This is a genomic window from Actinoallomurus sp. NPDC052274, from assembly GCF_040679475.1.
Classification (GTDB): domain Bacteria; phylum Actinomycetota; class Actinomycetes; order Streptosporangiales; family Streptosporangiaceae; genus Actinoallomurus; species Actinoallomurus liliacearum.
Window position 1 is genome coordinate 17,607 of the sequence record NZ_JBFAUT010000081.1, and the last position, 14,985, is coordinate 32,591.

A 14,985-nucleotide genomic window follows, 5' to 3' on the forward strand; every position below is an offset into this window, starting at 1 on the left:
GCCGAGTGCCACACCAGCCGCCGAGTGCCACACCGGTCGATCTATCGGGGGCGGCGCATCTCCCGGGTACCGCCGTCGTCGTCCCGGGGGCTGAACGGCGAGCGGTCGCCATGGGACCGCTCCGGCTCGTACAGCGGCACGTCGAACTCCGTCTGGCCGTACGCGGTCGCGGCGGGGTCCTCGGCCGACCCGTAGGCGGGAACGTTCCCCTGGTCCGCCGAGCCGTACACGTGGGTGTCGGCGTACCGGGGCGACCCGTACGCCGGGGTGTTCCCGTCGTCGCGCGCCGCGTGCCGGCCACGGCCGCCGCCGGGCGTGGAGCGCCGCCCGTACGTCTCGTCGGGCTCGGGCAGGCCGTACTCGTAGGCCGGGTCGTCGTCGGCGCCCGGCCGGGCCCGCCACCGCGAGGGGAAGAACGACGCGAACAGCAGGCCGACGCCCGCGAACAGGATGAACCCCTCCTCCTCGAGGCCGGCGAGGGTGACGCGCTGGCCCTTGAAGGGGAACCGGTTGATGAGGTCGGCGGTCGTCTTCTGGGAGACGAAGAACAGCACGCCGGCGGCGGTGAGGACCAGGCCGCCGATGAGCGAGCCCAGCGGCGACAGCCGCGAGGCGACGAGGAAGGCGAAGACGACGGCGGCACCGGCCAGCAGGCCCCCGCCGAGCCACTTGTCGGTCTTGTGCCCCTGCATCACGAAGCCGTGCTGCAGGCGGTACGTGCCGAAGATGAGCAGCCCCGCGAGCGCGGCCGTGAGGATCACCCCCAGGAGAAGCCCCCAGGCGTGGCGTGCGCCGTTCGACATCGCTGTCCTCCCAGTGGCCGCGGCGACCCCGGCGTGGCCGCCGGTACAGCAGAAGGCTAGTAGTCCAGCGAACGCGTCAAAAGGCACATTGGAGTCACTTGCAGAGGTTCTGCGTCGCCGTCTTCGCGTTCACCTGCTGCTGGGAGTCGTCGGCCGGAGCCTTGGCCGGCTCGCTCACGGTGACCTTCTTCGCCCCGGACCAGGACGGGCCCACCACGACCTGCAGGCGCGAGCCGAGCCCGGGCACCTGCTTCAGCCGCGCCCCCGGGATCGCGGCCTTCAGCGTCCGCGCGGAGTCCTCCCGGCCCGGTCCGTACTGGATGACCGTCGACCCGGCGCCGTGACGGGTACCCGGCACCACGGTCGCGCCGAACCCGGCGTCGCGCAGGTCACCGGCCGCCCGGGCGGCCAGCCCGGGAGTGCCGACGCCGTTGATGACCCGCACGTCGATGTTCTTCGGGGGCACGGTCAGGGCGTCGGGGTTCGAGGAGTGCGACACGGTCGGCGACGCGCTCGCCGAGGCGCTCTGCGCGGCCTTCGTTGGCTCGACGATCGGCTTGTCCCGCTGGATCCGGTCGAAGAGCCGGCCGGCGGCCCGGTCGTCCCACAGCACGGTGGACTGCCGCATGCCGCCGATCGTCGTCGTGTAGTCGGGGTTGGCCAGCGGCACCGTCGTGAAGGCGATGCTGTCGGTGTTCATCCCCCGCAGTTGCGTCGCCAGGGACGTCAACGTGCCCTTCGACAACTCCTTGTCGGCCCGGATCGTGCTCAGCGCGGCGCTGAGCACCGCCGGGTACTTGGTCGGGTCGCTCAGCGCCTTGTGCGCCACGGCCGACATGAACTGCTGCTGCCGCTGGATCCGGCCCAGGTCGCTGCCGCCGGTCAGGGTGTAGCGGGCGCGGGAGTAGGCGAGCCCGGTCTTGCCGTCCACGGTGCTCTTGCCGACGGGCAGCCGCAGGCCGCTCTTCGGGTCGTCGATCGGCTGGTTCGTGCAGATGGTCACCCCGCCGAGCGCGTCCACGACCTTGATGAATCCCAGGAAGTTGACCTCGACGTAGTGGTCGACGTGGACCCCGGTGATGCGCTCCACCGTCTGCACGGCGAGCGGCGCCCCGCCGTACATGTACGTCCAGTTCAGCTTGCCCTGCCGCTCGCCGACCTGCGTGCCGCGCGCGCCCTCGCTGCCGTTCGACCTGTGTGCCGGGATGGTGACCAGGGAGTCACGCGGCATGCTGACCACGGTGACCTTGTCGTGCTTCGACGAGATGTGCACCAGCATCATCGTGTCGGAGCGCTCACCGTCGGCCTTGCCCAGGTGCAGGTCCCTGATCTGCTGGTCGGTCAGCCCCTCCCGCCGGTCGACGCCGGCCAGCAGGATGTTCATCGAGCCCTCGGGCCCGGAGTCGGGGCGGTTCTTCAGCCCCTCGAAGGCGTTGACGCGCCGCACGCTGCCCAGGACGTAGTCCTGGAACGCCCAGCCGCCGCCCGAGAACAGCAGCACGGCCGTGGACATCAGGCCCGTCGTGACCAGGAACCGGCGCTGCCGCCGCGCGCCGTCCGGCGCCACCGTCGCCGACACCCCGCGCGAGGGGCGCTCGACGCGTACGTGCGAGGACTCGGCGTCGCCGAGCGCGACGCCCTCGACCTCCGCGGCCTCGTCGTCGCCCGGAGCGCCCGGACGGGGACGGAAGTAGCGCTCCTGCGGGTCGGACTCCTCGTCGTGTGCCATGACGGCTCGCCTCTCCGGGGGGTGCGAAGTCTTGCCTTCATTGCGGCGTTCCTCGCGTTCGTACAGTAGCGTGGCGCCGTCATGAATCCCTCGCCCAACACACAGGTCGCCCGAAACCGCGTCTGGCCGGCCGTGTCAGTGATCATGCCCGTGCTCAACGAGGAGCGGCATCTCGCGGAGGCGGTCGGGTCCATCCTCGGCCAGGACTACCCCGGTGAGCTGGAGCTCGTCATCGCGGTCGGGCCCTCCCGCGACCGTACGCAGGAGATCGCGGAGAAGCTCGCGGCCGACGATCCGCGGATCGTCGTCGTCGCGAATCCCACGGGCCGTACCCCCAACGGCCTGAACGCCTGCATCCAGGCCTCCCGGCACTCCATCATCGTCCGCGTCGACGGACACTCGCTGCTGCCGTCCGACTATGTCCTGGCCGCCGTCGAGACCCTTGAGGAGACCGGCGCGGACAACGTCGGCGGCATCATGGCCGCCGAGGGCGTCACGTCGTTCGAGAAGGCCGTCGCGCGCGCGATGACGACCAAGATCGGCATCGGCAACGCGACGTTCCACGTCGGCGGCCAGTCCGGGGAGACGGACACCGTCTACCTCGGCAGCTTCCGGCGCAGCGCCCTCGACCGGGTCGGCGGGTACGACGAGACGTTCGTGCGCGCGCAGGACTGGGAGATGAACCATCGCATCCGCCAGACCGGCGGCAAGATCTGGTTCACCCCCCGCATGCGCGTGACGTACCGTCCCCGGCCGAACATCCGGGCGCTGGCCAAGCAGTTCTTCCACACCGGCAAGTGGCGGCGCGTCGTCGGCCGCGAGCACCAGGGCACCCTCAACCTGCGCTACCTCGCGCCGCCGATCGCCGTGGTCGCGATCGCCGCCGGGGTGATCGCGGGCGCGGTCGGCTTCTGGCCCGGCTGGATCATCCCCGGCGGCTACGCCGCCGCGATCCTCGCCGGCTCGGTCGCGACCGGGCGGGGCCTGCCGTTCTCGGCGTGGGCGCGGCTGCCGCTGGTGTACGCGACGATGCACCTCGCGTGGGGGGCCGGCTTCCTGCTCAGCCCGCCGAGCCTGGGCCGTTCTCCCGGGCGGTGATCTGTTCGGCGATCAGCAGATCGACCGGGTGCGTGATCTTGATGTTCTGCTCGCTGCCCGGGACGACCCGGATGGGCGTCTCGGGCAGGTAGCGGTGCACGACGCCGCAGTCGTCCGTCGGAGGCCGCTCGGCGAACTCCGGATCGGCCAGTGCCCGCTCGTACGCCGTGCGGATGACGGCGAGCCGGAAGCCCTGCGGCGTCTGGAAGCGCCGCAGCGCGTCCCGGCGCGGCATCTCGACCACCCGGTCGCCCTCGACCACCACCACGGTGTCGGACGAGGGCACCGCGACCGCGACGACCTCTTCGCGCTCCAGCGTGGCGACGCACTCGGCGATGATCCGGGCGTCCACGAACGGGCGGGCGGCGTCGTGGAACAGCACGCGCGTGTCGCCGGGCTCGTGTGCCAGCGCGGCGAGCGCGCGCAGCGTCGACTCCGTACGCGTGGCGCCGCCCTCGACGACGCGGGTCACCTTGGCGTACGGCTTGGCGATGACCTCGGCCTCCGGCACGTGGCCGGCGGCCATCACGACGACGACCTCGTCGACGTCCGGCGCCGATTCGAACGCCTCGATCGCACGGGCCAGAATGGGGCGACCGCCCACCGCCGCCAACTGCTTCGGCGCGCCGAGCCCGAGGCGCAGTCCCGTCCCACCGGCGAGGACGACCGCAACGGTTCTCATTCGCCGCACTTTACTGTCCGCCACGTTCCGTCGTGAGGGCCTACCGCGCGTCGGCAGCGGTAACCTATGGGGACCTTTGCCGCGTCACCCGGCTGAACGGATGTTTACGGCGAGGAGGCGGCGCCGCGACGGTCGCGGTATGGTCGGCGCTCGCATCTCACGGCCTTGGCCGGAGAGAGACCCCCACCCCAGACCTGAGGACTACACAGATGATCTTCGGAGGGTGCCGATGACGTTGGCAGTGGTTCTCGCGACCGAGGCGGTCGCGTCCGGGTCCACGCCGACGGCCGGCCTCACACTCCCGGGCGGCGTCGCCGTCGTCACCCGATTGCTCGCCCAGCTCGAGTCCCTCGATGTCGCCGATCGACGCGTGATAGCCCGTCCCGAGTTCGCCGCCGCCCTGCGGGAGGCCGGCTGCGAGGTCGTCGAGTCCAAGGGGCTCGCCGACGACCTGCGCGAGATCGCCCGGGTCGCCCGCGCCGCGAAGCGGCCGATGCTCGTCATGCACGGTGACGTCGTCGCCCACCGCGAGGTGCTCGCCCGGCTCGTCTACAACTCCAAGGCGCCCGCGTCCGCCGTCGTCGCCCGCGTGCGGGTGAACGACGAGGAGCTGACCCGCCCCCTCATCCGAATCCGCAAGGGCCGCATCGCGTCCGCGGGCTCCCCATTCCACCAGGTGACCGACCCGAACGCCGTCTTCCGCGGCGTCGTGCGGGTCTCCCAGGAGGAGACCGGGACGCTCGCCGTGGTGGCCGACAAGCTCGCCGACCTGGCCGACAAGCCCGGCGGCTTCACGGAGATCAGCCCACTCCGTCGGCTGTGGCAGGACCCGGAGGACACCGGGGACGTCGAGATCGAACAGGTCGGCGGCGAGCACCTGGGCGCCCTGGCCACCACCCCGATCACCGGAGACGACGCGCCGGCTCTGCTCGTCGTCGGTCTGGTCCGCTCGGGCGTGAAGGTCACCGGCCGCGGCAACAGCACGCTGGTGTGCGAGCGGGTCCTCGAACAGACGCAGGCGGACGCGGCCCAGCGGGCCATCGACTCCGTCGACGAGGACAAGGTCCGGCTCGCCGCGGCGGTCAAGAACAACGACGGCTTCTTCACGACGTACGCGGTCAGCACCTACTCGCGCTACATCGCGCGCTGGTGCGGCAAGCGCGGCTGGACGCCGAACTTCGTCACCGCGATCTCGATGGGGATCTCGGTGGTGGCCGCGGGCTTCTTCTCCACCGGTCAGCGGTGGGGGATGATCCTCGGCGCCTTCTCGCTGTACTTCGCGTTCGTCTTCGACTGCGTGGACGGGCAGCTCGCCCGCTACACGCGGCAGTTCAGCACGCTCGGCGCCTGGCTCGACGCGACGTTCGACCGGGCCAAGGAGTACACCGTGTTCGCCGGTCTCGCGGCGGGCTCGACCGCGGCCGCGGTCGGCAGCTCGGTGCACGGCGGCGACGTGTGGTACCTCGCCGCGACCGCCATCACGGCGCAGACCTGCCGGCACATGGTGGACTTCGCGTTCGGCGCCTCGAAGCGGCGCCTGCCGCCGGAGCCCATCCCGATCGTTCCGCTCGGCATGCCCAGCGACAGCGTGCTGGACGAGCCGGAGCCGACGAAGAGCCGGCCCAAGGGCAGCGGCCTGAGCCACCTCGCGGTGTGGCTGTCCGCGCGCTCGGAGAAGGTCCGCGTCTTCCACTGGTTCAAGAAGATGATCGTGCTTCCGATCGGCGAGCGGTTCGCGCTCATCGCCCTCACGGCGGCGCTGTTCAACGCGCAGGTGACGTTCATCGCACTGCTCTCGTGGGGCGGCGTCGCCGCGTTCTACACGATCGCCGGCCGCATCCTTCGGTCCCTCACCCAGCCCAGGTCGGTGGCGGTTTCGCAATGAGTGTGCTTCCCGGTATGTCCGCGGCGGCCGACAGGCCCGCCGCCGCCCCCGCACCCGACGCCGAGCTCGCCTACCACGGCAGCCGGCTGGTCGCCTACCGCGACGACGGTCCCATCGCCCACGTCCTGGGCCGGCTGACCAAGGGGCAGCTTCCGCCGCTGCTCCCGCTGCTCGTCGCCGGCATCGTCACCGCGATCCTGCTCGGCGTGGGCGTCAGCGGCCAGACCAGCCCGGCGATCTTCGCTCCGGTGCTGGTGCTGCTGCTGGCCGGCCCCGGTTCGACGCATCCGCACAGCGGACGGCTGGACTGGCTCGTGCCGCCGATCATGCGGGCGATCGAGTACGGTTACCTGGCGACGCTGGGCTTCTCCCACGACGTTTCCAAGCCGCTGGTCTACGCCTTCCTGGGCGTGCTGGCCTACCACCACTACGACACCGTCTACCGCACGCGCCAGCGGCTGTGGCCGGCCCGATGGGTGTTCGTGGCCGGCCTCGGCTGGGAGGGCCGCCTGCTGATCGCGGCGGCCGCCACGCTCGCGGGCAAACTGCCCATCGTCCTGGCGGTGCTCGGTGTCTACTTCGCCCTGTTGTTCGGCATCGAGAGCGTCTACACCTGGGTGCGGACCGGTACCGGCAAGGGCGTGATGGTCAATCTCGAGGATGAGGAGGAAGCCGGCTCATGATCGGCATGGTTCTGGCCGCGGGAGCGGGGCGACGTCTCCGTCCGTACACTGACACGCTGCCCAAGGCCCTGGTGCCGGTCGACGGTGACACGACGATTCTCGACATCGCGCTCGGCAACCTCGCGGAGGTCGAGCTCACCGACGTCGTCATCGTCGTCGGCTACTGCGCGGGGGCGGTCGAGCAGCGCAAGGCCGCGCTGGAGAGCCGGTACGGCGTGTCCATCACGCTCGTGCACAACGACAAGGCCGAGGAGTGGAACAACGCCTACTCCATGTGGCTGGCGCGTGAGCACTTCGGCGAGGGCGTCCTCATGGTCAACGGCGACACGGTGCACCCGGTGAGCGTCGAGAAGACCCTCCTGGAGAACCGCGGCCCGGACATCCTCCTCGCGGTCGACGACGTCAAGAAGCTCGCCGACGAGGAGATGAAGGTCATCCTCGACGCCGACGGGCACCTTCAGCGCATCACGAAGCTGATGGACCCCTCCGAGGCGTACGGCGAGTACATCGGCGCCACCCTGCTGGAGCCGGCCGCCGCCGAGCCGCTCGCCGCCGCCCTGCAGGCCACCTGGGAGCGCGACCCGGACCTGTACTACGAGGACGGCTACCAGGAGCTGGTGAACCGCGGCGGCAAGATCTCGGTGGCCCCGATCGGCGCGGTCGACTGGGTCGAGGTCGACAACCACGACGACCTGGAGAAGGCCCGCCGGATCGCCAAGGAATACTGATGCCGCTGCTCACGCGGATGCTCCCCGCGCCGCTGTCCATCGACGTGCGGCGCGGGGCCATCGCCCACCTCGGGGAGCTGCTCGCGGACCGGCGGATCGCCACGGAGGGCCGCGTCGCCATCGCGGTCGGGCCGGGGCAGGGCGACCAGATCGCCGAGCACATACGGCCGAGCCTGCAGGCGTGCGAGGTGTTCCACGTCGACGGCGGCACGGTCGACGCCGCCGTGGAGCTCGGCTCCCGGCTGCGCAGCGGCTCGTACGAGGCGGTCGTCGGCATCGGCGGCGGCCGGACCATCGACGCCACGAAGTACGCCGCGACCCTCGCCGGCATGCCGATGGTCTCCGTCGCCACGAACCTCTCCCACGACGGCATCTGCTCGCCCACGGCCTCCCTGGAGCACGAGAAGGGCAAGAACACCTTCGGCGTGACGATGCCGCTGGCCATGGTCGTCGACCTGGACTACGTGCGCGCCGCGCCGGACCGGCTCGTCCGCGCCGGGGTCGGCGACGTGCTGAGCAACTTCTCGGCGGTCGACGACTGGCTGCTGGCGGGCCGGGAGCAGGGCGACCCGATCGACCGGCTCGCGCTGACCCTCGCCCGTACGGCCGCCGAGGCGCTCATCTACCAGCCCAGGTCGATCGAGTCGGACGAGTTCCTCACCGTGCTGGCCGAGGGGCTCGTGCTGTCGGGGATGGCGATGTCGTTCGCCGGGTCCTCGCGCCCGTCGAGCGGCGGCGACCACGAGATCCTGCACGCGATCGACCAGCTGTTCCCCGGCACCGCCAACCACGGCGAGCTGGCGGGGATCGGCGCGGCGTTCTGCTACCACCTGCGCGCCACCCACCTCGGTGAGGGCGCGGAACGCCTCAAGCAGATCGTGGCATGCCTGGACCGTCACGGGCTGCCCAAGACTCCGCAAGACATCGGTCTGACCGAGGAGCAGTTCGCCGAGGCGGTGCTCTACGCTCCCCAGACACGGCCTGGCCGATACACCATCCTCGAGCACCTCGGACTCGACGAGGGCGCTGTGCTGAAAGCGGTACGCGAATATGTCGGCACCTTCGCTGGCTGACGTCCGGGCGGGCGGACAGCCACCCGGCCTCAAGGAACGCCGGAACGAAGAGCACTGGGCGGGACGGCTGTACATGCGCAGCATCTCGCCGCTGTTCACCTGGCTGTTCATCCGGATCGGGTTCTCCCCGAACCAGCTCACCTACATGATGATCGTCTGCGGCATGCTGGGCGGCGTGGCCGTCGCGGTCGACGGCCGCGGAACGGCGGGCCTGGTCTGGGCCATCGTCGGCGCCGTGCTGATCCAGGCCTACCTGCTGCTGGACTGCTCCGACGGCGAGGTCGCCCGGTTCCGCAAACGGACGTCCATCACCGGCATCTTCCTCGACCGGATCGGGCACTACATGTCGGAGGTCACGCTGCTGGCGGGCCTCGGCGTGCGCGCCCAGGGCGCGTGGGAGAACGGCGGCTACGTCGAACTCGGCCTGCTCGCCGCGCTCGGCGCGGCGCTGATCAAGGCCGAGACCGACAACGTCGTGGTCGCCCGCGCCAAGTCGGGCCTGCCCGCGGATCCCGCGACCGGGGACCGGGCGCTGCGCCCGGAGTCCACCGGACTGGCGCTGGCCCGCGAGGCCGCCTCCCTGCTCAAGTTCCACCGCATCATCGGCGCGGTCGAGTTGTCCCTGCTCATCGTGGTCGCCGCGGTCGTCGACCACCTGACGCACGGTCTGACCGCCACGCGTGTGCTGGCCGTCGCCGTCGCGGTCGTCGCCGTCCTCCAGACGGGCCTGCACTTCGTCAGCATCGTCGCGTCCCGGAGGCTCAAATGAGGCTGTCCGAGGTGAACCCCCACCGGGTTCACGGTGAGTCATGGAGGCGCGCATGAGGATCTCCGTCGTCGTGCTGACCATGGGGAACCGGCCGGTCGAGCTCGAACGCGCCGTCAAGAGCGCGCTGGGCCAGGTCGGCGTCGAGGTCGAGGTGATCCTCGTCGGCAACGGCGCGGACGTCCCCGGCTCCTGGCCGGAGAACGTCAAGGTCGTCCGCCTGCCGGAGAACCTCGGCATCCCGGGCGGCCGCAACCGGGGCGTCGAGGCGTCGTCCGGGGAGCTCATCCTCTTCCTCGACGACGACGGCTGGTACGAGTCGATGGACCTCGGCGCCCGGCTGCGGGACATGTTCACCCGGGATTCCAAGCTCGGCATCGTGTCCTTCCGGGTGCGCGACCCCGAGGGCGGTCCGGGGGAGCGACGGCACGTCCCCCGGCTCCGCGCCGGCGACCCGCTCCGCTCGTCGGACGTCACGACGTTCCTCGGCGGCGCCTGCGCGATGCGCCGCGCCGTGTTCGACGTCGCGGGCGGGCTCCCGGAGGATTTCTTCTACGCCCACGAGGAGACCGACCTCGCCTGGCAGGCGCTGAACGCCGGCTATCGCATCGTGTACGACGCCGAGTCGGTGATGTTCCACCCGGCGGTCGCGCCGACCCGGCACGAGATGTTCTACCGGCTCAACGCCCGTAACCGCGTCTGGCTGGCCCGGCGCAACCTGCCGTGGCCGCTCGTCTTCGCCTACCTCGGCGTGTGGGTGGGGATGACGCTCCTGCGCGAACGCAAGCCGGCCGCGCTGCGCCCCTGGTTCAGCGGCTTCCTGGAGGGCTGGCGAAAGCCCGCGGGCAGGCGCCGCCCCATCTCCTGGCGTACCGTCTGGCGCATGACCCGCCTCGGCCGTCCCCCCATCATCTAACGGTTCCCGCGAGCAGGCGCTGGCCCGACCAACGCGGCAGAACGCCACGAACCGGTACGGAAAGCAACTCCGGGGGGCCATGTCTTTTTCGGGGCCGTCTACTCACGCGAGAAGAATCTCGTCTCAGTAGACGGTCCTGAAGAAGAGGGCGTCCCCCTGCGACCTCGTTTCTCGGGGTCTGGAACCCTCGGGCCTGGTGCGGCGTTGTCCACAGCCCGCGGATGGCGGTGGATGCGGACCGGCTTCACGGCGGATGATTGTTGTCATGTCCGGAGGGAGCAATCAGCGGATCGGGACGCTGATCAAGCAGGCGAGGACGACCCGGCGGCTGTCCCTACGAGGCCTCGCCGACCTGTGCGACGCCAGTGTGGCAACCCTGAGCGCCATCGAACGGGGCACGCGCAACGTCAGTCTTCCGCTCGCCGATCGGATCCTGGGGGCGATGGAGCTGGAGCTGCATCTGGAGACCCAGCCGAGGTGGGAGGCGATCGACGCGGCCATCGCCGAGGCGGCCGGTCGGCCGCTGCAGGAACGGATCGCCGACTGGGAGATCGAGTTCACTCCGTTCGTCTCCTGGTTCGCCGAGACGCCGTACATGGCGGACGGGCTCATGGCGGCCGCACTGCAGGGGGCACCCGTTCCGGTCACGGCCTTCGAGATGGCGGTGCCACGCGATGACGACTCACTGGACCGGCTGACAGTGCTGCTCAACGAGATGAGAGCCTCCCGCTGGAGCGTCTTCTGGCTCCAGTGGAGTGCCTCCGCCTCGAACGATCCGAGGGAGGCGGAGGCGGACATGGCGGCGTTGGCCCGCCGGGACGGAGCAACGACGCAACCGTCCGGGCCTGACGCGTTCAGCTACGAGTGCCGGCACGGGAGATTCCGGATCCGGCTGGTGGACGAGCTCGCGCCGGTGCTGTGGGCCGACATCGAGGACCTGTCCCAGGACTGTGCGCGGGCGACCTCGCTTCTGCGCGCGATGCCCATGCTGACCCGGGTGCGGCTTCCCCTCGTGCCGCTCGCGGAGGTCGAGACGGCCGATCGCTATGCGCGCAGGGTTCTGGATCGGATGCGCCGGACCGACTGAGTCCGCCCTTCGCCGGAACCGAGTCACCCGGCGCCGGACAGCAGCTCCTGCCAGTCCGGGGCGGTGGTGAGGACGGTCAGGCGCTGGGTGGCGCGGGAGACGGCGACGTACAGCGTGCGCAGGCCCGTCCGCGCGTAGTCCGCGATCTCACCCGGCTCGACGATCAGCGCCGCGTCGAACTCCAGGCCCTTCGCCTCGAGCGCGTCCAGGACCTGCACCCGCTCGGGCAGGCCGGGCAGGGGCGGGGCCGGGTGACCCACCGGCAGGATGACGCCGACGGTGCCCTCGACCGCCTCGGCCAGGGCGGCGGCCTCGGCGCGCACGTTGCCGTCGAGCTCCGCAACGTGCCGGATCACCGGGCGGTGGCCCGAGGCGCGTACGGCGCGGGCCGGCCGGGCCTCGGGGACCGCACGGGCCAGCACCCGCGCGGCCACGTCCGCGATCTCCACCGAGTTGCGGTAGTTGGTGGTCAGCTCGAACGCGTGCCGCGGCCGGCGGCCGAGCGCGGTGTCCAGCGCCTTGCGCGCGGCGGCGGAGTCCTCCCAGGCGCTCTGGGCCGGGTCGGCCACGATGGTCCAGGTGGCCGACCGGCCGCGCCTGCCCAGCATGCGCCACTGCGTCGGCGACAGGTCCTGCGCCTCGTCGACGACGATGTGGGCGTACTCCACGGGCAGGTCCGCGTCGTCCTCGTCGCCGCGGCGCATCGCCTGCTCGCGGCGTTCGATGTACGTCGTGAGCTCGCGCAGCGTCGGCTCGTCGTCGTCCTCCACCTCGACGCGTTCGCCGGTGAAGACGTTGACGCCGTCGATGACGAACGGGTCCTCCGCCTTGCGCTTCCTGCCACGCGGCGGCCGCGGTGGGGGGCCCAGGATCGCGCCGATCTCGTCGAGCAGCGCGATGTCGAGGTAGGACCAGGGGCCGCGCCAGGACTCCGCGAGCAGCCGGACCTGCCGGTCGTTCAGCGAGCGGCCGGCGGCGCGGCGCAGGCGGTCGGGGTCGGTGAGCGCGCGCAGCACGTCGGCGGGACGGCGGACCGGCCACCAGTCGCGCAGGAACTCGACGAAGCGCCGCTCGTCGCGGACGTGCGCGGTGAACGCCGCGCGCTTCGTCCCCGGCGCGTCGTCCAGCCCGCCGACCTCGCAGAACCGCTCCCAGAGCGCGCCGAGGAGCAGGTCGGCGGCTCGGGGGTAGGCGGTGTTGACCGAGCCGTGGGCGGTGCGGTGCACCTCCCGGCGGATGCGGTCCAGTGGCTCGCGGTCCAGCGTCACCACGACCCCGCGGTAGACGGTGCGGAGGATGTCCGGGCCGTCCGGCGGGGCGTCCTGCACGGCACGCCGCAGGACGCGCGTCATCATCGCGGCGCCCTTCACGCGGGCGAGTTCCGGGGCGTCGTGCGCGGCCGCCGCGGCGCCCGGCACGAGGTCGCCGAGCGAGCGCAGGGTGGCGCCGCCCTCGCCCAGGGACGGCAGCACGCGTTCGATGTACGCGGTGAAACGCGGGTTCGGGCCGAGGATCAGCACGCCGCGTGAGCCGAACCTGCGCCGGTGCCGGAACAGCAGGTACGCCACCCGGTGCAGGGCGACGGCGGTCTTGCCGGTGCCGGGGCCGCCCTGCACGATGACGGTGCCGTCGGCGGAGGCGCGGATCACCTCGTCCTGCTCGCGCTGGATCGTGGCGACGATGTCGCGCATCGTCCCCTCCCGGCTGCGGGCCAGCGAGGCCAGGAACGCCCCGTCGCCGACGATGGTCAGGTCCGGCCGGGCGTCGGGGATGAGCAGGTCGTCCTCCAGGTCGACGACCTTGCGGCCCCGGCAGTGCAGCACCCGCCGGCGTACGACGCCGCGGGGGTCCTCGGGGGTGGCGCGGTAGAAGGCCTCGGCCGCCGGAGCGCGCCAGTCGATGACGAGCGAGTCGTGCTCGCCGGTGCGGACGCCGATCCGCCCGACGTACAGCGTCTCGCCGCCGACCAGGTCGAGGCGGCCGAAGACGAGGCCCTCCTCGGCGACGTCCAGCGCGTGGCTGCGGACGGCCGCCTGGTGGACCATCGCGTCCCGGTCGACGAGCGACCCCTTCGTCCCGGCCTGGGCCTGGCGGTAGCCCTCCTCCAGCATCCGGCGAGCGCCTGCGCGCATCTCCTCGAGGCGTGCGTAGGCTTCGTCGACGCGGGACTGTTCCGCGGCGATCTGCTCGTCCTTGACGGTCGGGACCATGGACCAATTATCGGTGCGCGGACGCGGAACCCCGTACGCTCGGCAGTGCGTGGCGCACATGGGAAGGGGTGATCACGGTCGAGTCCGCGCGGAGCCGTAGGCACATCGTGATGAGCGTCCTGACGGCCCTGCTGACCGTGATCGTCGGTGGGGTGCTGGCCGACCATTTCGTCCTCCAGGCGGAGTGGTGGCAGGTGAACCGCACCGTCACGCACGCGCCGCAGCCGCCGCTGGCCGACCTCGGCCCGCCGGCGACGCCGGTGACCACGAGCTGGCAGCTCAGCACGCCCGTCGGCGACAGCGACCTGCCCGCCTACGACCGGGTGGCGTACGCCATCATGGACGGCCAGCTCGTCGTCGTGTCCGGGCACGGCCTCGACGTCCGGGACGCGCGCACGGGCCGGGAGCGCTGGCACTACTACCGCGCCGAGTGGTCGATGCTCGGCTGGGCGCGCACGGGACAGGTCCTCATCGCCTACCTCGAACGCACCGGGCATCGCGGCAACCGCCTCATGGTCGGCCTGGACGCGGTGCACGGCACGCTGCTGTGGCGGCAGCGGGGCGACGTACCCGCCGCCATCGACCGGACGACGCTGCGCTGGCCGGCCGCCGGAGGAGTGGTGTTCGTCACCGAGGACGGGCGGCACACGCTGTACGGCCGGTCGGCGACGACGGGGCGGCGACTGTGGTCCAAGCGGCTCCCGCACGGCTGCCTGCTGCCCGAGGCGGTGCCGTACGCGTCGGACAGCAGCGAGCAGATCGCCGCCTTCAGCATCGACTGCGGCGCCAGTGACCGGATCCTGGTCGTCGACCCGGTCAAGGGACGTACGGACTTCACGGTCGTCACCCGGAACACCGCCCGGTCGGCGCTCGCGGTCGGCGGCGGCGTCACGGTCGTCTTCGACGGCTCGTCGCTGCAGGCGTTCGACCAGAAGGGGCGGGTCTTCCTCAACCGCGCCGGTCAGGACCTGTGCCGCGACATGTGCCCGATGGCGGTGACCGCCGGGCATCTGCTCGTCGCCTACGAGACCGGGCGGCGGCCCGAGGACGCGACGCCGACGCGTCGCCTCGAGTCGGTGGACATCGCGTCGGGCTCGTCGTCCTGGCATCGGGACATGCCCGGTTACAGCGCCCTCTCGGTCGCGGGCGGACTGGTGTACGGGCTGCGGTCCCGGCTCGCCGATCCGCTGCTGCCCGCCGGAGTGGACGTCATCGACCCGGTCAGCGGGAACGGCACGACGGTGCCGATCCCCGTCGTCCTGCGGGCGGGCCTGGACGGCGTACGGCCCTGGCTCGCCGCGGGCGGCGGGCTGCTCTACGTCGCC

At 71.7% G+C, this 14,985-nt stretch carries 13 protein-coding genes; 9 read left to right on the forward strand and 4 right to left on the reverse strand.

Going from position 1 to position 14,985, the window contains the following annotated elements:
- Positions 1-41: 41 nt before the first annotated feature.
- Together AB0K82_RS40330 and AB0K82_RS40335 are read right to left on the reverse strand one after the other, a co-directional pair.
- Complete coding sequence (locus AB0K82_RS40330) at positions 42-803, reverse strand: hypothetical protein (protein ID WP_364407712.1); 762 nt, start codon at positions 801-803, stop codon at positions 42-44.
- 94 nt (positions 804-897) lie between these two features.
- Positions 898-2,532, reverse strand: a complete 1,635-nt coding sequence (locus AB0K82_RS40335; RefSeq protein ID WP_364407715.1) for an LCP family protein — start codon at positions 2,530-2,532, stop codon at positions 898-900.
- 81 nt (positions 2,533-2,613) lie between these two features.
- On the opposite strand from AB0K82_RS40335, the gene AB0K82_RS40340 reads away from it, so the two are divergent.
- Positions 2,614-3,630, forward strand: a complete 1,017-nt coding sequence (locus AB0K82_RS40340) for a glycosyltransferase family 2 protein (RefSeq protein ID WP_364407718.1) — start codon at positions 2,614-2,616, stop codon at positions 3,628-3,630.
- Here AB0K82_RS40340 and ispD read toward each other — a convergent pair.
- Positions 3,593-4,312: a 2-C-methyl-D-erythritol 4-phosphate cytidylyltransferase gene (gene ispD / locus AB0K82_RS40345; protein WP_364407721.1), complete on the reverse strand. Its 720-nt coding sequence runs from the start codon at positions 4,310-4,312 to the stop codon at positions 3,593-3,595. The two genes, AB0K82_RS40340 and ispD, sit on opposite strands and share 38 nt — an antisense overlap.
- 229 nt (positions 4,313-4,541) lie before the next feature.
- Between ispD and AB0K82_RS40350 the strand changes: the two genes are divergently transcribed.
- From AB0K82_RS40350 to AB0K82_RS40380, 7 genes are all read left to right on the forward strand, one after another.
- Entirely contained in the window at positions 4,542-6,197 is a 1,656-nt protein-coding gene (locus AB0K82_RS40350) for a CDP-alcohol phosphatidyltransferase family protein (RefSeq protein ID WP_364407723.1), read from the forward strand.
- A complete protein-coding gene (locus tag AB0K82_RS40355) occupies positions 6,194-6,880 on the forward strand; it encodes a DUF5941 domain-containing protein (RefSeq protein ID WP_364407726.1) in 687 nt (228 codons plus the stop codon). Before AB0K82_RS40350 ends, AB0K82_RS40355 begins: the two co-directional genes overlap by 4 nt.
- Complete coding sequence (locus AB0K82_RS40360) at positions 6,877-7,608, forward strand: phosphocholine cytidylyltransferase family protein (RefSeq protein ID WP_364407729.1); 732 nt, start codon at positions 6,877-6,879, stop codon at positions 7,606-7,608. Before AB0K82_RS40355 ends, AB0K82_RS40360 begins: the two co-directional genes overlap by 4 nt.
- Before the next feature lie 17 nt (positions 7,609-7,625).
- Entirely contained in the window at positions 7,626-8,681 is a 1,056-nt protein-coding gene (locus tag AB0K82_RS40365; protein ID WP_364407745.1) for an iron-containing alcohol dehydrogenase family protein, read from the forward strand.
- Complete coding sequence (locus AB0K82_RS40370) at positions 8,659-9,450, forward strand: CDP-alcohol phosphatidyltransferase family protein (protein WP_364407731.1); 792 nt, start codon at positions 8,659-8,661, stop codon at positions 9,448-9,450. The genes AB0K82_RS40365 and AB0K82_RS40370 overlap by 23 nt, the downstream gene beginning before the upstream one ends.
- A 52-nt stretch (positions 9,451-9,502) precedes the next feature.
- A complete protein-coding gene (locus tag AB0K82_RS40375; RefSeq protein ID WP_364407733.1) occupies positions 9,503-10,363 on the forward strand; it encodes a glycosyltransferase family 2 protein in 861 nt (286 codons plus the stop codon).
- 265 nt (positions 10,364-10,628) lie between these two features.
- Positions 10,629-11,450 (forward strand): helix-turn-helix transcriptional regulator, encoded by an 822-nt coding sequence (locus tag AB0K82_RS40380; protein WP_364407736.1) that lies wholly within the window; start codon positions 10,629-10,631, stop codon positions 11,448-11,450.
- 23 nt (positions 11,451-11,473) lie between these two features.
- Here the strand turns inward: AB0K82_RS40380 and AB0K82_RS40385 are convergent, their stop codons facing one another.
- Positions 11,474-13,660, reverse strand: coding sequence for an AAA family ATPase (locus AB0K82_RS40385; RefSeq protein ID WP_364407738.1), 2,187 nt, complete (start codon positions 13,658-13,660; stop codon positions 11,474-11,476).
- A gap of 110 nt (positions 13,661-13,770) precedes the next feature.
- Between AB0K82_RS40385 and AB0K82_RS40390 the strand changes: the two genes are divergently transcribed.
- Positions 13,771-14,985: hypothetical protein (locus AB0K82_RS40390; protein WP_364407740.1), on the forward strand; the 1,215-nt coding region annotated here is incomplete at its 3' end.